Origin of the sequence: Vibrio sp. UCD-FRSSP16_30, from assembly GCF_001676025.1 — a bacterium.
In the GTDB taxonomy this organism is placed as follows: Bacteria; Pseudomonadota; Gammaproteobacteria; order Enterobacterales; family Vibrionaceae; genus Vibrio.
On sequence record NZ_LZFW01000057.1, the window covers coordinates 158,794 to 179,452 of the forward strand.

The 20,659-nt window shown below is 42.7% G+C and carries 21 protein-coding genes; 10 read left to right on the forward strand and 11 right to left on the reverse strand.

Annotation, left to right across the window (positions count from 1 at the left end):
• Positions 1-69: 69 nt before the first annotated feature.
• Positions 70-1,734 carry an asparagine synthase B gene (gene asnB, locus A9260_RS14080; protein ID WP_068700003.1) on the forward strand — a complete coding sequence of 555 codons (1,665 nt, stop codon included), beginning with the start codon at positions 70-72 and terminating at the stop codon, positions 1,732-1,734.
• A gap of 91 nt (positions 1,735-1,825) precedes the next feature.
• Here asnB and rfaH read toward each other — a convergent pair whose 3' ends face one another.
• The 4 genes from rfaH to htpG form a co-directional block, all read right to left on the reverse strand.
• Entirely contained in the window at positions 1,826-2,320 is a 495-nt protein-coding gene (rfaH, locus tag A9260_RS14085; protein ID WP_068700005.1) for a transcription/translation regulatory transformer protein RfaH, read from the reverse strand.
• Positions 2,321-2,433: 113 nt separating this feature from the next.
• On the reverse strand, positions 2,434-3,408 hold the full coding sequence (gene hemH / locus A9260_RS14090; protein WP_068700008.1) for a ferrochelatase: 975 nt from the start codon (positions 3,406-3,408) through the stop codon (positions 2,434-2,436).
• 76 nt (positions 3,409-3,484) lie between these two features.
• Positions 3,485-4,129 carry an adenylate kinase gene (gene adk, locus A9260_RS14095; RefSeq protein ID WP_068700010.1) on the reverse strand — a complete coding sequence of 215 codons (645 nt, stop codon included), beginning with the start codon at positions 4,127-4,129 and terminating at the stop codon, positions 3,485-3,487.
• A gap of 178 nt (positions 4,130-4,307) precedes the next feature.
• The gene (htpG, locus tag A9260_RS14100) at positions 4,308-6,209 is read right to left on the reverse strand and encodes a molecular chaperone HtpG (protein WP_068700013.1); all 1,902 of its coding nucleotides are present in this window, start codon (positions 6,207-6,209) and stop codon (positions 4,308-4,310) included.
• A gap of 250 nt (positions 6,210-6,459) precedes the next feature.
• Between htpG and A9260_RS14105 the strand changes: the two genes are divergently transcribed.
• Both A9260_RS14105 and A9260_RS14110 read left to right on the forward strand, forming a co-directional pair.
• Entirely contained in the window at positions 6,460-7,320 is an 861-nt protein-coding gene (locus A9260_RS14105; protein WP_068700014.1) for a transcriptional regulator, read from the forward strand.
• Positions 7,317-7,841: a regulatory protein ToxS gene (locus A9260_RS14110; protein ID WP_068700016.1), complete on the forward strand. Its 525-nt coding sequence runs from the start codon at positions 7,317-7,319 to the stop codon at positions 7,839-7,841. Before A9260_RS14105 ends, A9260_RS14110 begins: the two co-directional genes overlap by 4 nt.
• A gap of 67 nt (positions 7,842-7,908) precedes the next feature.
• Here the strand turns inward: A9260_RS14110 and yfcE are convergent, their stop codons facing one another.
• The 5 genes from yfcE to A9260_RS14135 all read right to left on the reverse strand — a co-directional run bounded on the left by yfcE (position 7,909) and on the right by A9260_RS14135 (position 10,810).
• Positions 7,909-8,454 (reverse strand): phosphodiesterase, encoded by a 546-nt coding sequence (gene yfcE / locus A9260_RS14115; protein ID WP_068700018.1) that lies wholly within the window; start codon positions 8,452-8,454, stop codon positions 7,909-7,911.
• 95 nt (positions 8,455-8,549) lie between these two features.
• A complete protein-coding gene (locus A9260_RS14120; protein WP_068700020.1) occupies positions 8,550-8,957 on the reverse strand; it encodes a CBS domain-containing protein in 408 nt (135 codons plus the stop codon).
• Positions 8,954-9,304 carry a P-II family nitrogen regulator gene (locus tag A9260_RS14125; protein WP_068700022.1) on the reverse strand — a complete coding sequence of 117 codons (351 nt, stop codon included), beginning with the start codon at positions 9,302-9,304 and terminating at the stop codon, positions 8,954-8,956. The genes A9260_RS14120 and A9260_RS14125 overlap by 4 nt, the downstream gene beginning before the upstream one ends.
• Positions 9,294-10,088 carry a DUF1538 domain-containing protein gene (locus A9260_RS14130; protein WP_068700024.1) on the reverse strand — a complete coding sequence of 265 codons (795 nt, stop codon included), beginning with the start codon at positions 10,086-10,088 and terminating at the stop codon, positions 9,294-9,296. The genes A9260_RS14125 and A9260_RS14130 overlap by 11 nt, the downstream gene beginning before the upstream one ends.
• The gene (locus A9260_RS14135) at positions 10,085-10,810 is read right to left on the reverse strand and encodes a DUF1538 domain-containing protein (protein WP_068700027.1); all 726 of its coding nucleotides are present in this window, start codon (positions 10,808-10,810) and stop codon (positions 10,085-10,087) included. The genes A9260_RS14130 and A9260_RS14135 overlap by 4 nt, the downstream gene beginning before the upstream one ends.
• Before the next feature lie 247 nt (positions 10,811-11,057).
• Here A9260_RS14135 and A9260_RS14140 point away from each other — a divergent pair, with 247 nt between their 5' ends.
• From A9260_RS14140 to A9260_RS14155, 4 genes are all read left to right on the forward strand, one after another.
• Positions 11,058-11,966 carry a TIGR01777 family oxidoreductase gene (locus A9260_RS14140; protein WP_068700029.1) on the forward strand — a complete coding sequence of 303 codons (909 nt, stop codon included), beginning with the start codon at positions 11,058-11,060 and terminating at the stop codon, positions 11,964-11,966.
• 421 nt (positions 11,967-12,387) lie between these two features.
• Positions 12,388-13,242 (forward strand): co-chaperone YbbN, encoded by an 855-nt coding sequence (locus tag A9260_RS14145; protein ID WP_068700031.1) that lies wholly within the window; start codon positions 12,388-12,390, stop codon positions 13,240-13,242.
• A gap of 157 nt (positions 13,243-13,399) precedes the next feature.
• Positions 13,400-14,323 (forward strand): SPFH domain-containing protein, encoded by a 924-nt coding sequence (locus A9260_RS14150; RefSeq protein ID WP_068700033.1) that lies wholly within the window; start codon positions 13,400-13,402, stop codon positions 14,321-14,323.
• The gene (locus A9260_RS14155; RefSeq protein WP_068700035.1) at positions 14,320-14,772 is read left to right on the forward strand and encodes an NfeD family protein; all 453 of its coding nucleotides are present in this window, start codon (positions 14,320-14,322) and stop codon (positions 14,770-14,772) included. Before A9260_RS14150 ends, A9260_RS14155 begins: the two co-directional genes overlap by 4 nt.
• Before the next feature lie 86 nt (positions 14,773-14,858).
• On the opposite strand, the gene ligA is transcribed toward A9260_RS14155, so the two are convergent.
• Both ligA and zipA read right to left on the reverse strand, forming a co-directional pair.
• The gene (gene ligA / locus A9260_RS14160; protein ID WP_068700037.1) at positions 14,859-16,883 is read right to left on the reverse strand and encodes an NAD-dependent DNA ligase LigA; all 2,025 of its coding nucleotides are present in this window, start codon (positions 16,881-16,883) and stop codon (positions 14,859-14,861) included.
• Positions 16,884-16,972: 89 nt separating this feature from the next.
• Complete coding sequence (gene zipA / locus A9260_RS14165) at positions 16,973-18,028, reverse strand: cell division protein ZipA (protein WP_068700040.1); 1,056 nt, start codon at positions 18,026-18,028, stop codon at positions 16,973-16,975.
• 182 nt (positions 18,029-18,210) lie between these two features.
• On the opposite strand from zipA, the gene cysZ reads away from it, so the two are divergent.
• The 3 genes from cysZ (at position 18,211) to A9260_RS14180 (ending at position 20,565) form a co-directional block, all read left to right on the forward strand.
• Positions 18,211-18,966, forward strand: coding sequence for a sulfate transporter CysZ (gene cysZ / locus A9260_RS14170; RefSeq protein ID WP_068700041.1), 756 nt, complete (start codon positions 18,211-18,213; stop codon positions 18,964-18,966).
• A 132-nt stretch (positions 18,967-19,098) separates the two neighbouring features.
• Complete coding sequence (cysK, locus tag A9260_RS14175) at positions 19,099-20,064, forward strand: cysteine synthase A (protein WP_068700043.1); 966 nt, start codon at positions 19,099-19,101, stop codon at positions 20,062-20,064.
• A 243-nt stretch (positions 20,065-20,307) separates the two neighbouring features.
• Complete coding sequence (locus A9260_RS14180; protein WP_068700045.1) at positions 20,308-20,565, forward strand: HPr family phosphocarrier protein; 258 nt, start codon at positions 20,308-20,310, stop codon at positions 20,563-20,565.
• The last annotated feature ends 94 nt before the right edge of the window (positions 20,566-20,659 follow it).

Genomic DNA, 20,659 nt, shown 5'->3' on the forward strand with positions numbered 1-20,659 from the left:
GGTGGGTTGCTTTTTTTATTAACAATGGCACATTGAACTTATACGGAAATGAATTTGTAAGGAAGATATATGTGTTCGGTATTTGGTATCCTCGATATAAAAAGTGATGCGGACAAACTTCGCCCTGTTGCGCTTGAAATGTCGAAGAAACTTCGCCACCGCGGGCCTGACTGGTCTGGTATTTATTCATCAGAAAAAGCTATTTTAGCTCATGAGCGCTTAGCGATTGTTGGCCTAAACAGTGGTGCTCAACCTCTTTATAGCCCAGATAAAAAACTTATCTTGGCGGTGAATGGTGAAATCTACAACCATAAAGAAATTCGTGCTCGCTACGAAGGGAAGTATGAATTTCAAACAGATTCAGACTGTGAAGTTATTTTAGCGCTATACCAAGATAAAGGCGTTGATTTGCTAGAAGAGTTGAACGGTATTTTTGCCTTTGTTCTTTATGATGAAGAAAAAGACACCTACCTTATCGGCCGTGACCATATCGGTATCATTCCACTGTATCAAGGTCATGACGAACACGGTAACTTCTTCATTGCATCAGAAATGAAAGCCCTAGTACCGGTTTGTAAGACGGTCAGTGAATTCCCTCCTGGTAGCTACCTAGAATCAGGTGCCGACGCTCCTACTCGTTACTACATTCGTGATTGGAACGAATATGCAGCAGTACAAGGTAACTCCACCAGCAAAGAAGACCTAACAGAAGCATTAGAAGCGGCAATTAAACGTCAGCTAATGACTGACGTTCCTTATGGCGTACTGCTATCGGGTGGTTTGGACTCTTCAATCACCTCAGCCGTTGCAAAACGTTTTGCAGCAATGCGTGTGGAAGATGACAGCCAATCTGAAGCTTGGTGGCCACAGTTACACTCATTTGCCGTCGGCCTTGAAGGCGCACCAGATTTGAAAGCGGCTCGTGAAGTTGCAGACCAAATTGGTACAGTTCACCATGAGATGACTTATACCGTTCAAGAAGGACTGGATGCGATTCGTGATGTTATCTATCACATCGAAACCTATGATGTTACCACTATCCGCGCTTCTACTCCTATGTTCCTCATGGGCCGTAAGATCAAAGCGATGGGTATTAAGATGGTACTTTCTGGTGAAGGTGCGGATGAAATCTTTGGTGGTTATTTATACTTCCACAAAGCGCCAAACGCGAAAGAATTCCATGAAGAGACCGTGCGTAAACTGCTTGCTCTAAACATGTTTGATTGTGCTCGTGCTAACAAATCTTTGGCAGCTTGGGGCGTAGAAGGTCGTGTACCATTCTTAGATAAAGAATTTATCGATGTGGCAATGCGTCTTAACCCAGAAGACAAAATGTGTGGTAACGGTAAGATGGAAAAACACATTCTTCGTGAGTGTTTTGAACACTACCTTCCTGAAGCAATTGCTTGGCGTCAAAAAGAGCAGTTCTCTGATGGCGTAGGCTACAACTGGATTGATACATTACGTGAAGTTGCTGAAGCAAAAGTGACTGAGCAACAAATGGAAACCGCTAAATTCCGTTTCCCATACAACACGCCTTTAACCAAAGAAGGCTATGTGTATCGTGAAATCTTTGAAGAACTATTCCCGCTACCATCAGCTGCAGAATGTGTTCCTGGTGGCCCTTCCGTTGCTTGTTCATCAGCAAAAGCGATTGAGTGGGATGAATCCTTTAAAAACAACGCCGATCCATCAGGTCGCGCAGTTAAATCGATTCATAACGAAGCTTATTAATTTGTTTAGATAAATATAAGAAGGGCGCTAATTATAGCGCCCTTCTTTTTTGTTTATCTAATCCGTAATGCCAATCACAGTAAGTCAATGATCAGTCTAGCTGTAAGTCCTTGTTATCTACCGTCACTTCAACCTTTTTATTGATCATAGTAATCAGCAAAATAGACCGTTTTTCACCATCAGCCTCATGATAGATAGCATCTACGCCAGCAAACTGCCCTGATTTAATCTCGACCTTATCCCCTTGATTTGGGCTGTTTAATTGAACAGTTTCTTGTTCACCTTCTAATAGTTTTAAACTATAAATAAGGTCGCCTTGTAACTCAGTAGGATAAACTCCGTTACGAATAAAATCTGCAACGCCACGCGTTGAACGAACGGTAGTAAATGATGGGCCTTGCTCAAAATCGAATCGAACAAACATATAACCGGGAAAAAGAGGCTCTTCTTTTTGCTGACATTTGCCTCGCACCCTCTTTTCCACAGTCAATTTAGGGTAATACACTTCAACGCCTTGGTTTTCCAAATGCAATTTTGCTCGGGGCTGATCGCCTCGCTTGCAGTACAACAAATACCAACGTTTCATAGCATTACCCTTAACTGTATAGTTGCTCTCTGCGCCGATCCTCCTCGGCTGCAGTTTATCTTGCCATTCTATCAGCTAAATAAACGGCTGAGTATTCACTCACGCGTAAGTGATTACTCACTAGTCAACATTCGACTTTTAATTAAGCTAACCATCAATTCTATATGTGCATCATTATCATTTAAACAGGGAATATAGCGGAAACTTTCGCCTCCTGCCTCTTTATAGATATCGCTGCACTCTTCAGAGATCTCTTCCAGTGTTTCAAGACAATCAACCGAAAATGCAGGTGCTAAAATATCCAGTTTTTTAATACCCTGAGCTGGCAATTTTTGCAGTGTTTTATCTGTATAAGGTTGTAACCATTCTTCCCGCCCAAAACGAGACTGATAGGTCATGCCTATTTTACTAGAGTCTAAACCCAGCTCTTTGCCCAGCAGCTCTGTGGTTGCTTCACAGTGTTGCGGATAAATATCACCGTTATCAGCAAAACGCTTAGGAATGCCATGATAAGAGCAAAGCAAGTACTCACCTTGACCATGCTCTGCCCATGACTGTCGAATCGAATCTGCCAGAGCTTTGATGTATAGCGGATGGTCATGATAGCTACTGATGACTTCAAATGAAGGCAGAACCGTAATCTGTTTAAAGGCGAGGCTGAGCCCATCCACTACCGCAGCGGTCGTAGTAGCAGAGTATTGAGGGTATAAAGGCAGTACCACCACCTTTTCCACTCCTTGCTCAATCAACGACTGCATACCGCAGAGTAAGCTTGGATTACCATAGGTCATACCCAACTCAACAGGAATGGACAGTTGCTGTTTTAGCTTGGCCGCTTGTCTTTGAGAAAAGACTAACAGCGGTGAGCCCTCCTCCATCCATACACCTTGATAAAGCTTGGCAACTTTAGGGGCACGTATCGGTAAAATAATGCCGTGTAATAAAGGACACCATAATAAGCGATTGGTATCGACCACACGCTTATCATGTAAAAATTGACTTAAAAAACGTTTTATCGCTTTGGGTGTCGCTTCATCGGGTGTTCCTAAGTTGACGAGCAACACGCCTGTTTTTGATTGTACTTGCATCATTACCCTGACATATAAAAAAAGGACGACCAATGGTCGTCCTCATAATATCTAAATTCGTGGAATAATACGAAGATTAAGACAGCGCTTTTTCGATATCAGCACTGACTGCTGAAACTTGCTTAGTACCATCAAATTTTAGATACTGAGTATTTCCAGCTTCTGCTTCTTTACCGTAGTACTGAACTAGAGGCGCAGTTTGCGTATGGTATACATCTAGACGAGCACGTACTGTTTCTTCTTTGTCGTCATCACGAACAACTAACGCTTCGCCAGTTACATCATCGATGCCTTCTACTTTAGAAGGATTGAAGGTAACGTGGTATGTACGGCCAGATGCAAGGTGTGCACGGCGACCCGCCATACGTTCAACGATAACATCGTCTGCTACGTCAAATTCGATAACGTAATCAACTTGTACGCCCATTTCTTTCAAGCCGTCAGCTTGTGGAATAGTGCGAGGGAAACCGTCAAGTAGGAAGCCTTTTTCACAATCGTCTTGTGCAGTACGCTCATTGATTAGACCCAAGATGATGTCATCAGAAACCAACTGGCCTGCATCAATTACACCTTTAGCTTTTTTGCCTAACTCAGTTCCTGCTTTGATTGCAGCACGTAACATATCACCCGTTGAGATTTGTGGGATACCGTATTTTTCCATGATGAACTGAGCCTGAGTACCTTTACCAGCACCAGGAGCACCTAAAAGAATGATGCGCATTGTTTTTCCTCTTTAAATGTTCTTCTTTATACCGAAGCTCACAAAATACAAATAAATCAGTAAGTAACTGATTTTATGTAAGTTTCGGTATAAGTCTGCGTTTAATAGTAATTAAGCCCAGAATACTATCATAATTCCGGGCTTAATGTTCAGCTTTGCAACGAATCCGCTACATCGCTTATTTAGTTAGCAACTGGTTTACAGCGCTTAAGAACTGACTTGGATCTTCTAGAGAACCACGCTCAGCCAGCATAGCTTGACCAAGTAATAGCTCAACCCAACGACCAAAGGCAATTTCATCTGCTGTATCTGCCATTTGCTTCACAACGTCATGCTCAGGGTTTAGCTCTAAAATGTACTTCACTTCAGGAGCCGCTTGACCTGCAGCTTCTAGAAGTTTCGCCATTTGCGTCCCAATTTCCATGTCATCGGTGACTACTACAGCTGGCGTATTTGCAAGCTTGAAGGTAGTGCGAACCTCTTTCACGCGATCGCCTAGATACTCTTTAGTGCGCTCAACAACAGACTTAAACTCTTGCTCTGTTTCTTTATGCTTGGCTTTTTCTTGCTCGTCTTCAAATTGACCAAGATCCAGACCTGCTTTCGTGATTGACTGGAACTGCTTACCATCAAACTCAGTAAGGTAGTTCATTAGCCACTCATCGATGCGATCGTACATTAATACAACCTCAATACCTTTCGCTTTAAATTGCTCTAGGTGAGGGCTGTTTTTCGCCGCTGCATAGCTATCAGCAGTAAGGTAATAAATCTTATCTTGACCTTCTTTCATGCGCTCAATATAACTTGCCAAGCTAACAGATTGCTCGCTGCTGTCGGTTTCTGTTGATGTGAAACGCAGTAGACCCGCAACTTTCTCTTTGTTAGAGAAGTCTTCAGCAGGACCTTCTTTTAGTACTAGGCCAAATTCTTTCCAGAAAGACAGGTATTTTTCGTCGTCTCTCTTAGCCAGTTTCTCAAGCATGGTTAATACGCGCTTAGTACACGCATTACGCAGTGATTGAGTCACTTTGTTATCTTGCAGAATTTCACGAGATACGTTCAGTGGTAGATCGTTTGAATCAATCAGACCTTTAACAAAACGTAGGTATGACGGCATGAACTGCGCCGCATCATCCATAATAAAGACACGTTGAACATACAGTTTTAGACCGCTTTTATGTTCACGATTCATCATATCCCACGGTGCTTTTGCTGGGATGTATAGAAGGCTTGTGTAATCGTTTTTACCTTCTACTTTGTTATGGCTCCACTGCAGTGGATCAGCAAAGTCATTAGAGATGTGCTTGTAGAACTCATTATATTCTTCATCGGTAATGTCAGACTTAGAGCGAGTCCACAATGCTTGCGCTTTGTTGATTTGTTCCCACGTAGTCTCTTCGGTTTCATTACCTTCTTCGTCTTTAACTTTAGTTAAGATCGAAACAGGAATACCAATATGGTCAGAGTACTTGCTAATAACATCGCGCAGACGCCATTCAGATAAGAACTCTTTACCTTCTTCACGCATATGCAGCACGATATCAGTACCGCGAGATTCTTTAGTGATGTCTTCTATGGTGTAGTCGCCTTCACCAGCAGAATGCCACTGAACGCCTTGATCTGCTGCAAGACCCGCTGCGCGAGTACGCACTGTCACTGCATCCGCCACAATAAAGGCAGAGTAGAAACCAACACCAAATTGACCGATCAGTTGAGAGTCTTTTGATTGGTCATCAGACAGTTTAGAGAAAAACTCTGCTGTGCCTGATTTTGCAATCGTACCTAGATGCTCAATAACATTTTCACGAGTCATACCAATACCATTATCAGAGATGGTCATGGTGTTGGTTTTTTCGTCAAAAGAAAGTTTCACACCAAGGTCTGCATCCCCTTGGTATAAGTCAGTTTGAGATAGAGCTTGAAAGCGCAGTTTATCGGATGCATCTGAAGCGTTTGAGATTAGCTCACGCAAGAAAATTTCTTTATTTGAATACAGTGAGTGAATCATAAGGTGCAGTAATTGCTTAACCTCTGATTGAAAACCTCGAGTTTCTTTATTCGCTGATACTGTCTCGGTCATATTGACTCCATGTGTTTTGTTACAAATAAGTGCATCAGGGCGCATATTCGTTAGTACTTGCATTTATGAAGCAAGAGATAAGGGTCTATTGAGTAATTTCAAGGTCAAATGTGACAAAAAACTGTTTTTTAGAAAAAATTTTATTATGCTATGCCTGTCATTCGCTATAAATGCGATTCATCTCACACTGCATAAAGAATGAGTGCGGCGCTTTCAGGAAACATGCAGGTAAAAATCAAAGAAGATCTAAATGAGCAAAATCGGTATTAAATACGTACTGGCCCAGAAGTATATTTTTGATCCAAAAAGCAACTCACTTATCGACCAATCAGATGACGATAGTTTAGTGCGACTTGGTAGTAACGAAAGTCGAATTCTGCTGTTGCTGTGCGAACATCACAATGAAGTCGTAACCCGAGATCAATTGCATGAATTTGTTTGGCGAGACCAAGGTTTTCAAGTTGATGACTCAAGCCTAACTCAGGCGATTTCTACCCTGAGAAAGATGCTAAAAGACTCAACAAAATCACCAGAGTTTGTCAAAACTGTGCCTAAGCGTGGTTATCAATTGATCTCATCAGTTGAACCTCAAACGCTAGAGAGTTTGCAAGAAGAAGCAACGACTTTTGAAGCCGAGCCTGCACTCGCCTCGATAACAACAGCGACCGCCACTACAACAGTAGAACCGACTATTGCCCCAACCCCTGAGCCAAAAAAACAAGCGTTTTGGACCTGTTGGGACACGAATACCCGTATTATTCTAGTCATCGCCTTATTATTGCCGATTATTGCACTAGTCATACCAAACTCAGCACCGGCATCATTTCGCTCAGTAACGGTAGTTAATGATATTCCGGTTAAGACTACGGAAGGACATCCGCCACTAACTCAGTGGGTAGACAGCATTAAAACCTGTGTAAACTACTATGTGGAAACCTACCCTAATGAATCAGCGCCTGTAGAAGTCATCGCTACGGCAAGTCAGTCTCAACAGCTATTTTTAAGCTACATACATCGATCAGAATTTACATCAGAAAATAGCACCGTACGTTTAGTCGCAGATCAACAAGATCTCGCTCAGATCTGTGCCACAGGAGATCATAAAAAATGAATCAGCGTATAGCGTTAATTCTATTAGCCATTTCTGCTGTCGTGAGTGGTTGGTTGTATTGGGGAAGCGATGTCAAAGTCGAGCAGGTGTTAACTTCTCGTGAGTGGCAAACTAATCTAGATGCGGTTATTCATACAGAACAAATTGATGATAGCATTGGACCATTGAGAAAAGTTCATGTCACATCAAATGTAAAATACCTAAAAAATGGTGAATACATTCGTTCATCTCGAGTTCAATTGTTCACTAAAGATAAAACAGAAACTCATACTTTGAATATTGCAGAGTCAGGTACTTGGGAATTAAGTGATGATTATTTATTAATCAGCCTTAAAGACTTTAAGCAATCCCCTGCGATTGATAGCCAAGCCTTTAATGAAACTCAACTCGGCCACATAAAACAAATGTTGCGTACCGACGCTCAGCAAAGCCGTAAAGTCGATATTATTAATGAGAACTCTATTTTGCTCACTAGTTTAGGACATGGTTCTAGAATATTAATTTCTACCCCAGCAATGTAACTATCAAGTACACCAATAAAAAAGGGGACATTTATTGTCTCCTTTTTTTATTGGTGTACTTGCTGACTTATATTTGAGTCTCAGCTAATACTTGCCCTTCAAAGCTCAGCACACTCAGTGTCTTATCATTTAATAGACCGTAGCTTGCAACATTGCCGCCTTTTGGCAAAGTACTCGAACCTGGGTTAAACAGAATATATTCCCCCTTGCTCTCGGCTACCGGTAAATGAGTATGACCATGCGCTAATACGTCACCTTGTTTCAAATGAGGTAGCTTGCTTTGGTTGTATAAATGGCCATGAGTTAGAAACAATCGCTGACCACCTTCTAATAACACCATCGCAAAGTCGCTCATGATAGGAAAATCCAATAACATTTGATCAACTTCGCTATCGCAGTTTCCTCGAACGCAGATGATGTCATCTTTATACTCGTTCAATAGCAAAGCAACTTCCGCTGGCGCATACGCTTTCGGAACTGGGTTTCTCGGTCCATGATTAAGAATGTCGCCCAATAAAACAAAATGTTCAGCACCAGAGGCTTTATACGCTTCAAGCACTTTTTTTGTTGATGCTAAACAGCCATGTAAATCAGAAGCAAAAAACAGTTTCATAGTGAATCACTCTATCATTGTAAATTTGCCAAGAGTGTAACAATCGCATGAGTGTTGCACCAGAGACAAAAGAGCCACATCACACATCGCTTTCTTTACTCTGAATCTAAAACCATGCCTTTAATTACGATATTGTTATAGCTCACCATACCCAGCACTTTGCCCTCACTCACCACCGGAGCACGGCTAATGCCAAATCGCTCAAAAAGGCGCGCGCAATATTTAACATTCATATCCGGTGAAATACACAATGCCGGCTTGCTCATAATTTCATAGACATTCGTTCGCGCAGGTGAGCGATTTTGCGCCAATACTTTTTTGGCAATATCATTCATCAAAACCACGCCGTATTCATCGTCATCATGGCGCTTATTCACAATCAAGGCTTTCACCTCGTTATCACGCGCAATACCAATCGCCTCTTGCACTGTCATCAAGCCATCAACAACGGCATAAGTGGCAGACATGACGTCCCGAACCTTTCGATTTACATGGCCTTTCATATTTCCCCCTCGACCATTTTGGTCAATGTTTCGACTTGATGAGCAACCCCAACCGCATCTTCCACATCAATTTGCACCGCAATGCCCTGCCCTGGCTGTTGATCAAACTCACCAATATCACTGATTTTTTCGAGGATTCTACGAGATAGGTGCTCCTCTACCACAAACAGCAGTACATCCTTTTGCACCTCTAACGTTAAGCCCAAAAAGGTGCGCTTTTTGTTAAGTCCTTCCCCTCGTGCATTACTGATCACCGTAGCACCTGTTGCGCCTGCGGTTCTTGCCGCATCCAAAACCGCATCGGTTCGGGTGTCTTCAACAAAGGCTAATATCAATTTAAATCTCATTAGAGTCCTCCTTTATAGGACAGCGCTGGTTTAGCCAGCGTGTGATCTGTGCGTATCCCATAACGGTAATAATGGGAAACAAACTGGCAAATGCGATTAAGCCAAAGCCATCAATTAATGGGCTTCGACCCGGAACCGTTGAAGCTAATCCAAGCCCAAGCGCTGTGACTAAGGGGACGGTGACCGTTGAGGTCGTCACTCCGCCACTGTCATAAGCCAGCGGGACAATCATCGCAGGGGCTAAATAGGTCTGAATAATCACAATCAGATAACCGACGATTATGTAGTAATGAATAGGGTCGCCTGCCACAATTCGGTAACAGCCTAAAGTGATGCCAAATGCCACACCAAGTGCCACCGCGAGGCGCAGTCCATTGACCTTGATGCTGCCACCTGAGACTTGATTGGCTTTAATCGCAACCGCAATTAAAGACGGCTCGGCAACGGTGGTACTAAAGCCAATACAAAAAGCGAACAGATAGACCCAGTAGTAATCAAACCATTGTAAAACCCCAAGATCGGACAAACGCATCTCTTGTAAAAACTCAGGCGTAGTGAGCTGCATTGCCATCGTTTCCCCTAAAGGAAATAAAGCCGCTTCCAAGCCAATGAGAAACAGAGCCAATCCAATAATGACCAATACGAAACCTAAAAGTACTGACGGCAAGTTACGGATAGGACGGCGCAATACCGCTATTTGAAAAGTAAACAGGATTACTGCAATGGGAAGAATATCCAGTACCGTAGAGGCAAATACATTAATGGTGTGAGTTAAAGTGATCATGACAGCCATACTCCATAAAGCATGACAAAGATCATCGGTAGCAAAGAGGCAAAGGCAATTAAACCAAAACCATCGACCATAGGGTTTCGTCCCTTAATCGAAGAGGCAAGCCCAACCCCCAGAGCGGTCACTAAAGGGACAGTAATGGTTGAAGTGGTCACGCCACCAGAGTCATAGGCAATACCAATAATGCTCTCTGGTGCAAAAAAAGTGAGACATACCACCAGCAAATAACCACTAATGATCATGATGTGTATAGGCCAACCTTTTAGTATGCGATAGACCCCAAGCACCAACGCGCAGCCCACAGATAATGCGACTGTCAGTCTAAGGTTATCAGCATAAGTTTGCATGCTCTCCAAGCCAAGCTTGATGATGCCCTCTTCTGCTGCCACTTGCGCCGCTTCCATCGCAACCGCAGTCAGTGCTGGCTCTGCAATGGTGGTGCCAAATCCAAGGCAGAATGAAAAAAACAACAACCAACAGACACTGCCTTTACGAGCAAAAGCTTGCGCCATAGACTCACCAATTGGAAACAGTCCCATGTTAAGGCCTAACACAAATAAGGTTAGCCCTAACACCACCAATAACATGCCAATTAGAATGGTAAAAAAGTACGGTAACGGTTGCTGTAGGATCACCAACTGAAAAAATGCCACCACCAATACAATGGGGGTCAGATCTTTTGCACTATCAATAAAAGATCGCAGAAAGGCATGCATCAGCGGTAACTGTTCCTTATAGATTGGATACTTCGTATGATGGAATAGTCTTTATAATGTCACTATGGTCAATATTTCGACGGCAAGGTGTGATGTAAAGCCAGAAATACGATCTCTATAATTATAGGTTTTACCCACAAGGTGCTAGGTTAGTAGCACGGTGTTTTCGTCACGTCGTATAAATAATAGTGTGTAGTTACTCATTTCGCTTACACAGCACTATTTCATTATTTTATTTGGAGCAGGTATGAACATATTGATTACTGGAGGCACTGGGTTTATTGGTCGCGCCTTGATCAAACAGCTAATACCTCACCAAATGACGATCTTAACCAGAGATTGTGAGCATGCGGCAAGTCAGTTCAAACATGTTAATCCTAACTGCTTAAAGCTAATTGCATCTTTAGATGCTATTGATGATGTTTCAGAGTTTGACGCTATTATTAACTTGGCTGGCGAACCCATCGCCAATCAGCGTTGGTCAGACAGCCAAAAGAAGCTTATTTGTGATAGTCGATGGCAAATTACCCAGAGATTGGTTGAGCTCATTAATCAAAGTGACAATCCACCGGCCGTTTTGATTAATGGCTCGGCTGTTGGTATCTATGGCGATCAAAAACAGCTTATTGTCACTGAAGATACACCGTATAAATCGGATGGATTTCCCCATTATGTTTGCCAAAAATGGGAGCAATTAGCCAATCAAGTGGTTAATAATTCAACTCGCGTAGCCATCCTTAGAACCGGTATCGTATTAGGTGAAAATGGAGGCGCTTTAGATAAGATGTTGTTGCCATATAAACTTGGACTGGGTGGTCCTTTTGGCGCAGGGCAACAATACATGCCTTGGATTCATATCCAAGATATGGTTCGTGCCATTCAGTTTCTGCTAGAAACGCCCAATTGCAGTGGTCCGTTTAATATGGTGGCTCCCCACCCAGTGACAAACAAAGAGTTCAGCCAAACGTTAGCCAAAACCCTCGCCAGACCACATTTTCTTTTTACTCCAAGATTTGTCATGCAACTGGCACTTGGTGAGTCGTGTTGCCTACTGTTTGACAGTGTCAAAGCCAAGCCGAAACGATTAACGGAAATGGGCTTTAGGTTTACTTATTCTCGGCTGCAACCAGCACTGACACAGCTATTGCCACGCTAATAATCGTAAAAAACAAGTGATAAGTAGAATTAGATAAATTGAAATTTATGACTATTTACACAACAAATTAACAAGTTTTATTAAAGCAATTTCATAAAAGTTCTCTTTCGCCATAAATATGTAATAAAAGTTGGGCAAAATAGCGTCTATCACAGTTAATCCTATTACAGGTTGCAAAGGACGAGATGTCTTTAAACAAACTTAATTGGTTAAGTGTAGGGGTTGTGGTTCTTGTATTAGTACTATTGTAACCCCTACTACAACCAAGCCTACCAAAGCTCAGGTTCACTCCGTTATCTATCTATTTAACGCGAATGACCTGAGTTTTTTGTTTCTAATCAAGTCACACCTTGAGATTGCCTAAACTAACCCAATCTATAAAGTAATTAGCGTAACTACTCTTAGTCTAGGAACAACCACCATGCACTCAGAATTCATCGTAGAAATGAACCAGCAAAACTTCCAACAAATACTGGAAGGCTCCATGACCACCCCCGTTGTTGTTTACTTCTGGGCTCCAATGAGCCAAGAAAGTGCAGATCTTGTTCCTCAAATGCAGCAACTTGCTCAAAAATATGCAGGTGCATTTACTCTCGCGACGCTTAACTGCGAACAAGAACAGCAAATCGCTGGGCAATTTGGTGTTCAGGCTTTACCAACTATAGCTTTATTCAATCAAGGACAAGCTGTTGATGGTCTGGGTGGCCCACAACCAATACAAGCTATTGAAGCCATGTTACAAAAGCATCTTCCTAGCCAAGATGAGTTGAACCTGCAACAAGCCCTCACATTAATGTCAGAGCAAAAATATGTTGAAGCATTAGCACTTTTTAATTCAGTGGCTGATGAGATGAAAAATAAGGCTGAAGTTAAACTCGCGACAGCAGACTGCCTACTCGCCACCGCGCAGTTTAGTGAAGCTGAAGCGCTATTGAGTCGCATTCCACTTGAGTATCAAGATAACTATTACAAAGGGTTAATTGCCAAACTCGAACTTCATGCTCAAGCCGCTAACAGCCCTGAAATTCAAGCGCTAGAAACGCAACTTGCCAATGATTCAAGCAATGCTCAAATCGCCAATGAACTGGCACTGCAATACCATGCAGTTAACCGTAGTGATGAAGCGCTAGAGCTGCTTTGGTCATTTATCTCTAAAGAGCTCGGTGTATTAGACGGTGAATTAAGAAAGACCTTTATGGATGTGTTATCGGCATTAGGCCAAGAAAATACAGTAGCAAAACAATACCGCAGACAGCTGTACTCTATTCTTTACTAACCCTATTGAATATTAAAACCGTTATCCTATTAAGGCGTGATTATTTCACGCCTTTTTTCTTTTTATTGACGATACTTTTTCTTGTAGTTGGACATAGATTCAACAAAAAATAAGGTATAGTGAATGCTTAAATACTTTTACTTAGAGGAAAGTCAGTATGGATTCAACCCTCATTACCATTGCTATTTTTATCGCATTGGCCGTTATCTTAATCATTTCTGGTATCAAAACTGTTCCTCAAGGGAGTAACTGGACCGTTGAACGTTTTGGTCGTTACACTAAAACTCTTCAACCAGGACTTAACTTAATCGTTCCATTTATCGACTCTATCGGTAATAAAATCAACATGATGGAACGAGTGATGGATATTCCAGCTCAAGAAGTTATTTCAAAAGACAACGCCAATGTCACTATCGACGCCGTCTGTTTCGTGCAAGTTTTTGATGCGCCTAAAGCCGCTTATGAAGTTACCGAGCTTGAGCATGCCATTCGCAACCTAACTCTAACCAATATTCGTACTGTTCTGGGCTCTATGGAGCTTGATGAAATGCTCAGCCAAAGAGACGTCATCAATACCCGCCTACTGACTATTGTCGATGAAGCAACCAACCCATGGGGCGTTAAAGTTACCCGTATTGAAATTAAAGACGTGCAACCACCCGCGGATCTAACGGCGGCAATGAATGCGCAGATGAAGGCTGAGCGTAACAAACGTGCTGAAGTACTAGAAGCGGAAGGCATCAGACAAGCTGAAATTCTAAAAGCTCAAGGTCACAAGCAATCTGAGATCCTAAAAGCAGAAGGTGAAAAGCAAGCAGCTATCTTACAAGCCGAAGCGCGTGAACGTTCTGCGGAAGCGGAAGCAAAGGCAACCACCATGGTGTCACAAGCCATTGCAGCCGGTGACATGCAAGCGGTGAACTACTTTATCGCGCAAGGTTATACCGATGCATTAAAAGCCATTGGCCAAGCTGAAAACGGCAAAGTCATTATGCTACCACTAGAAGCTACAGGGCTTATGGGCTCAATTGCCGGCGTAGCAGAAATGTTCAAAACCAGTAGCGACAAGGATAAAGCGTGATAGAACTGCTACAACAGGTTAATCACTGGCACTGGCTGGCGTTGGGTCTAGCACTACTCTGCTTTGAGTTGCTAGGCACTGCTGGCTATTTTCTGTGGCTGGGCATTTCAGCCTTAATCGTTGGCCTACTACTGACTCTTTTGCCACTTGGCTGGCAAATGCAGTGGATGAGTTTTGCCACCTTTAGCTTAGTAACCACTTGGCTATGGTGGCGATACCAAAAGGGCAAAGATAAGCAAGATGAGAAAACCACAACCTTAAATAAACGCTCGCAAAGTCTGATTGGTCAATTCACGACTCTGACCGAAGATTTTCCCGTCGGAAAAGGCAGAATCCAACTAGGTGATACCTCTTGGTCTGCAGTGTCCGAGCAAAGCATAACCGCAGGCACGGCTGTGGAAGTGTATAAGGTGGAAGGGATAGTGCTGTATATACGAGTTAAGGGATAAGGGAACAGGACCTAGGTTGTAGATCCTGGGTTCTGGGTTCTGGGTTCTAGAAACCTAGGTCCTAGAAGCCCAGCCCCTCAGCTATTTTACATTCCGTTGTCTTGCATCAGCTTAATTAAGCCTTGTTCGTCTTGAACTTCAATACCTAGATCTTGAGCTTTGGCCAGTTTCGAACCTGCTGCTTCTCCTGCAAAAAGAATGTCTGTTTTTTTCGACACACTGCCCGTCACTTTTGCGCCTAAGTTTTGTAAAGCGGCTTTGGCATCAGAGCGAGTTAGCTGAGATAAAGACCCCGTCAACACCACGACTTTACCCGCTAATGGCAACTCTTGCGCATTAGCCACTTCAATAATCTCTTCCCAAGTAATGCCACTTTCAATCAGATCAGCAATCACCACTTGGTTTGACTCTTGAGCAAAGAAGACTTTGATATGCTCAGCCACAATCGCGCCCACATCAGAGACTTCGAGTAGCTGTTCCACACTGGCTTGTTCAATCTTATCTAAGGTTTTAAAGTGCAGCGCAAGGTTAGCGGCTGTCGCTTCTCCCACTTCACGAATACCTAGTGAATATAAAAATCTCGGCAAGGTCGTTTGTTTGGATTTTTGCAACGCATCAATCACGTTCTGAGCCGATTTTGGCCCCATACGTTCTAAGACGGTAATTCGACCGGCACTCAGTTTGAAAAGATCTGCTGGTGTCTCGACCATTTCTTTATCGACAAGTTGTTCAACCACTTTGTCACCCAAACCATCAACATCCATCGCTTTACGAGAAACAAAGTGCTTTAAAGCTTGTTTGCGTTGCGCCGAACACACTAAACCGCCAGTACAGCGCGTAACGGCCTCCCCTTCTGTACGCTCTGCATCAGAGCCGCACACAGGGCAAACAACAGGATATACAATCGGCTGAGCATCATCAGGGCGTCTATCGAGTACCACGGCAGTAATTTGCGGAATCACGTCTCCCGCACGGCGAATGATCACCGTATCACCAATGCAAACGCCTAAACGCTGAATCTCATCAGCATTATGCAAAGTGGCATTACTCACCGTCACACCACCAACAAATACCGGCTCTAATTTTGCAACAGGAGTGATCGCGCCAGTGCGACCGACTTGAAACTCGACATCATTTAAAACGGTCAGCTCTTCTTGCGCTGGAAATTTATAAGCAATGGCCCAGCGAGGCGCTCTTGCAACAAAGCCCAACTGCTCTTGTTTATCGATATCATCAAGTTTGATGACCACACCATCTATCTCATAATCTAACTGATCACGAGTTTGTAAAATGTGCTGATAGTAGGCGATAACTTCATTTAGAGAGCTGACTTTACGCACCGCAGGACACATCGGAAGTCCCCAGCCTTTAAGTTGAATAAAGCGCTGATAATGACTCTGCTCAAGCTCGCCACCTTCAATCACTCCCACACTGTAAGCATAAAACCCCAATGGACGCTTAGCGGTAATTTTTGAATCCAACTGGCGCAAACTGCCCGCAGCGGCATTTCTTGGGTTAGCAAAAGGCTTGTCACCTTTTGCTATTGCTTGTTCATTAATGCGTTCAAAACCAGCCTTTGGCATAAACACTTCACCACGCACTTCAAGGCGTGTGGGAAAACCCTCACCTTGCAGTTTCAGAGGTATAGCACTGATAGTGCGCACATTTTGCGTAATGTTTTCCCCTGTTGCGCCATCACCACGAGTTGCCGCCTGCACCAGTAAGCCATTTTCATACATTAAGCTGACCGCAAGGCCGTCTAATTTTGGCTCACAACTAAAAGCGCCTAATTCAGATTCATTAAGCCTATCTTGAGCACGTTTATGAAATGCCTTTAATTCATCATCATCAAAGGCATTATCAAGCGATAACATAGGGACTTGGTGCGCAACTTGAGTAAAGCCAGATAAAGGCGTACCACCAACTCGTTGAGAAGGTGAGTCTAAGGTGATGAGTTGCGGGTTTTGCTGTTCTAGTTCAAGCAACTGGCGCATCAATCTGTCGTATTCTGCATCAGGGATCTCAGGGCTATCCTCAACGTAGTAACGCACTGCATGGTAGTGCAATGCTTGGGCGAGCTTAGCGTGTTGTTGTGAAATAGAATCAGACATAGGGGGTTTCTCAAAAATTGGAAAAAGAAAAGGCTCTATGCAGAGCCCTTTAATCATTTGATGTTACTGGGTGGTCAAATTACAAGTCATTAAATAGTGCTAGCTTCTCGCGCTTTTTGACGATGCACAAAATCTTGAATTTGGCGTTTGAATGCGCTGATTCGTCCCGGAGTCATCAATGCACGTTTGTCATCCAATACATTTCCGCCTAGGTCATCAGCAATCATTTGCGCTGTAGTCAGCATAATCTTAAAGTTCTGCTCCGGATCGCCATAACTTGGAAGCGTCATGAAGAAGGAGATACCTTCGGTTGTAAACGTCTCAGGATCGTCGTGAGATAACGTTCCAGGTTTTAGCATGTTCGCCACACTAAATAGCACCTTGCCAGTACCTGAGAGATCCGCATAACGATGATAAATATCCATAGGACCAAAATGAAGGCCATTTTGCTGCATGCTGTCAAAAAGCTCAGTGCCAACATACACCTGCTTTGGTGGCGCTTGAACGTGTAACACCAATACTTCCATTTCTGGCTCAGCCGGTTGTGCTTCTACCTTCTTAGGCTCGACTAATTCTGGCTCTGATTTCTCCAAACCCACCACCGTCATAGGGACAGGTTCTACTTCAGGCTCATTAAATGTTGTTGTGACTGATGGCACAGCTTCAACTTGCTCAGAAACATCAACATTCGGCTCTTTAGTCATAAAGGCCGAAGAGGACTCATTTTCATGCTTAGAATAAGCATCTGAGCTGATGGTGATTGTAGGCAGTTCTTCAGGGTAAACAGTGACAGAAGGTTTGACCTCTTCTGTGTGTTCTTTACTGAACTTATCATTTTGAGCCGTTTCTAGCAGCGGGTCGCCAATATCATCATCAAAACTTGAGAAACTTGGCTCTTTTTTATCGCTTTTTTGAGTAACCTTCACAACATCAAAGTCATCATTAACTGATGTTGTTTCTTCTGCTGCTGAACTCTTTTTAGATACCGTTTCAGACTCAGATAGTGGTTCATCAGCGAGCTTGCTTAATGGTTTATCAGAAAACCGTCCATTTTGTTCGCGTTTATTGGTCCACAAACCATGGACAAGTAGGCCAGCAATGGCTAACACACCTACAACTATTAATACGATTCGCAATTCCTGCATTTTTTGCTCTCTGCTTTACTCTGGTGAGGCACCGAGATTAAGTGACTTAAAACTACTTTAACAAAACTCTGCAACAGAGTTGAACATTTTCACAGTAAGTATGTACTTTATGCTGTGATTTTGAACACGCTTTTCTTATATTAAGGCTAATCCGCTTCAAACACTGTAATTGGAAGAATAAGATGCACCAAAATTTAAACCCAATGTCCGGTATCGGTTATTTTTTCTCTGGCTTCAAAATTGCGATGCAACCAGGGCTACGCCGCTATGTTTTCATGCCTCTACTTATCAACATCATACTTGTTGGTGGGGCTCTATTTTATCTATTTAGCCATCTCAATCAATGGATTGAACACTGGATTGGCGCATTACCCGAATTTTTATCTTGGCTTAGCTATATTCTATGGCCATTACTTGCTCTCACTATTTTAGCAACCTTTTCCTACTTCTTTAGCACTCTTGCTAACTTTATTGCCGCTCCCTTTAATGGACTGCTTGCCGAAAAGGTTGAACAACAACTAAGCCCAGAAGGCATGATAGATCAAAGTGTGGCTGAGTTAATCAAAGATGTCCCAAGAATATTAGCTCGCGAATGGCGAAAAATTGTTTATCTACTGCCAAAAGCCATCGGATTGTTCCTGTTATTACTGATCCCTGCATTTGGTCAAACCGTTGCTCCTTTTGTCTGGTTTATTTTCACCAGTTGGATGCTCGCTATACAATATTGTGACTACCCATTTGATAACCACAAGGTCGATTTCAACTCAATGAGATTTGCTCTTAAAGCAAAGCAGGGTAAAGCATACGGTTACGGTGCAATGGTCACCATATTTACCTCTATTCCCCTTTTGAACCTCATTATAATGCCTGTTGCTGTCTGTGGTGCAACGCTAATGTGGGTCACTGAGTTTAAACAACATCAAAAGGTTAGCTATTAGTTATAACATTTTATTCCTTGGTCTTATGCGCAATGACCCTTATTCTAGTTGGGTAGAATTCGCTTAAACGAATCACTCAACTAATTGATTCACACTAATATAATTAATGTGTTAACGCAAAAGGAAGCTAGCATGAGCAAGATTTACGATGACAACTCACTCACTATTGGTAACACACCTCTAGTTCGTTTAAACCGCGTAAGTAACGGTAACGTTCTTGCTAAAATTGAAGCTCGTAACCCTAGCTTTAGTGTGAAATGTCGTATTGGTGCCAACATGGTTTGGGAAGCAGAGAAATCTGGCGCTCTTAAACAAGGTATCGAACTTGTCGAACCTACCAGTGGTAATACTGGTGTTGCTCTTGCTTTTGTTGCAGCCGCTCGCGGTTACAAGCTAACACTGACTATGCCTGAATCAATGAGTCTTGAACGTCGTAAACTGCTTAAAGCTCTGGGTGCGAACCTAGTTCTAACAGAAGCGGCCAAAGGCATGAATGGCGCAATTGCAAAAGCGGAAGAAATTGTTGCGCAAAAGCCAGAGACAACTCTTCTTCTACAACAATTTAACAACCCAGCTAACCCTGCTATCCATGAAAAAACCACTGGCCCTGAACTTTGGGAAGCAACAGATGGTGAAATTGACGTACTGGTATCAGGTGTTGGTACGGGCGGTACTATTACAGGTACCAGCCGTTACCTTAAATCTAAGGGCAAAGCGATTACTTCTGTTGCAGTAGAACCTGCAGAATCTCCGGTAATTAGCCAAGTTCTAGCGGGTAAAGATATTCAACCTGCTCCACATAAGATTCAAGGTATTGGTGCTGGATTCATCCCTGGCAACCTAGATTTAGAGCTTGTCGATAAAGTTGTGACCGTAACTTCAGATGAAGCGATTGAAATGGCGAAACGACTAATGGAAGAAGAAGGCATCTTAGCCGGCATCTCTTCTGGTGCAGCCGTTGTTGCAGCAAACAAAATTGCCGAACTACCTGAATTTAAAGGGAAAACTATTGTTACAGTATTGCCTAGTTCAGGTGAGCGTTACCTAAGTACTGCTCTATTTGCTGGTATCTTTACTGAAAAAGAAAATCAACAATAACCGCAAAAAAACTGTGCTCAAATCAAATTTTCCATCAAAAAAGCCCCTTTTAGGGGCTTTTTTATTGATTAGTAGTCAGCTTTTGGTACTATTTCTAAGCTTTATTTTTTAGTTCAAAATAAAAGAAGCAATTATTTAGGCTGTCTATAAAAGTCATAAGAACTTACACAGCCGAGATCCTGAGCCTAACTTTCTAGCCGCTCAGGATTATAAACATAATCTAATATCAACGGGGTATATCACATGTACGAGAAGCAAGTAGAAATCACAGCAGAAAATGGTCTTCACACTCGCCCAGCAGCGCAGTTTGTTAAAGAAGCTAAAGCATTTGATGCAGATATCACTGTAACTTCTAACGGTAAAAGCGCTAGCGCAAAAAGCCTATTCAAGCTTCAAACTCTAGGTCTAGTAAAAGGCACTATGGTCACTATTTCAGCTGAAGGTTCACAAGCTACAGAAGCTGTAGACCACTTAGTTGCTCTAATGGATGAGTTACACTAAGAGATAACTATTTTAGTATTTAGAGCCACTTTGTTGTTACCAACCAAGTGGCTTTATTAAAATAGCCTCTAAGCTAACAATTCGTTACCCGCCC

Coding starts and splice junctions, on each gene's coding strand:
- A9260_RS14120 (WP_068700020.1), bottom strand. CDS start 8,957: ATGAAAGGCCATGTAAATCGAAAGGTTCGGGACGTCATGTCTGCCACT.
- asnB (WP_068700003.1), top strand. CDS start 70: ATGTGTTCGGTATTTGGTATCCTCGATATAAAAAGTGATGCGGACAAA.
- A9260_RS14130 (WP_068700024.1), bottom strand. CDS start 10,088: ATGATCACTTTAACTCACACCATTAATGTATTTGCCTCTACGGTACTG.
- ligA (WP_068700037.1), bottom strand. CDS start 16,883: ATGTCTGATTCTATTTCACAACAACACGCTAAGCTCGCCCAAGCATTG.
- htpG (WP_068700013.1), bottom strand. CDS start 6,209: ATGACCGAGACAGTATCAGCGAATAAAGAAACTCGAGGTTTTCAATCA.
- rfaH (WP_068700005.1), bottom strand. CDS start 2,320: ATGAAACGTTGGTATTTGTTGTACTGCAAGCGAGGCGATCAGCCCCGA.
- A9260_RS14110 (WP_068700016.1), top strand. CDS start 7,317: ATGAATCAGCGTATAGCGTTAATTCTATTAGCCATTTCTGCTGTCGTG.
- cysZ (WP_068700041.1), top strand. CDS start 18,211: ATGCACCAAAATTTAAACCCAATGTCCGGTATCGGTTATTTTTTCTCT.
- cysK (WP_068700043.1), top strand. CDS start 19,099: ATGAGCAAGATTTACGATGACAACTCACTCACTATTGGTAACACACCT.
- zipA (WP_068700040.1), bottom strand. CDS start 18,028: ATGCAGGAATTGCGAATCGTATTAATAGTTGTAGGTGTGTTAGCCATT.
- adk (WP_068700010.1), bottom strand. CDS start 4,129: ATGCGCATCATTCTTTTAGGTGCTCCTGGTGCTGGTAAAGGTACTCAG.
- A9260_RS14105 (WP_068700014.1), top strand. CDS start 6,460: ATGAGCAAAATCGGTATTAAATACGTACTGGCCCAGAAGTATATTTTT.
- yfcE (WP_068700018.1), bottom strand. CDS start 8,454: ATGAAACTGTTTTTTGCTTCTGATTTACATGGCTGTTTAGCATCAACA.
- A9260_RS14150 (WP_068700033.1), top strand. CDS start 13,400: ATGGATTCAACCCTCATTACCATTGCTATTTTTATCGCATTGGCCGTT.
- A9260_RS14140 (WP_068700029.1), top strand. CDS start 11,058: ATGAACATATTGATTACTGGAGGCACTGGGTTTATTGGTCGCGCCTTG.
- A9260_RS14125 (WP_068700022.1), bottom strand. CDS start 9,304: ATGAGATTTAAATTGATATTAGCCTTTGTTGAAGACACCCGAACCGAT.
- A9260_RS14145 (WP_068700031.1), top strand. CDS start 12,388: ATGCACTCAGAATTCATCGTAGAAATGAACCAGCAAAACTTCCAACAA.
- hemH (WP_068700008.1), bottom strand. CDS start 3,408: ATGCAAGTACAATCAAAAACAGGCGTGTTGCTCGTCAACTTAGGAACA.
- A9260_RS14180 (WP_068700045.1), top strand. CDS start 20,308: ATGTACGAGAAGCAAGTAGAAATCACAGCAGAAAATGGTCTTCACACT.
- A9260_RS14135 (WP_068700027.1), bottom strand. CDS start 10,810: ATGCATGCCTTTCTGCGATCTTTTATTGATAGTGCAAAAGATCTGACC.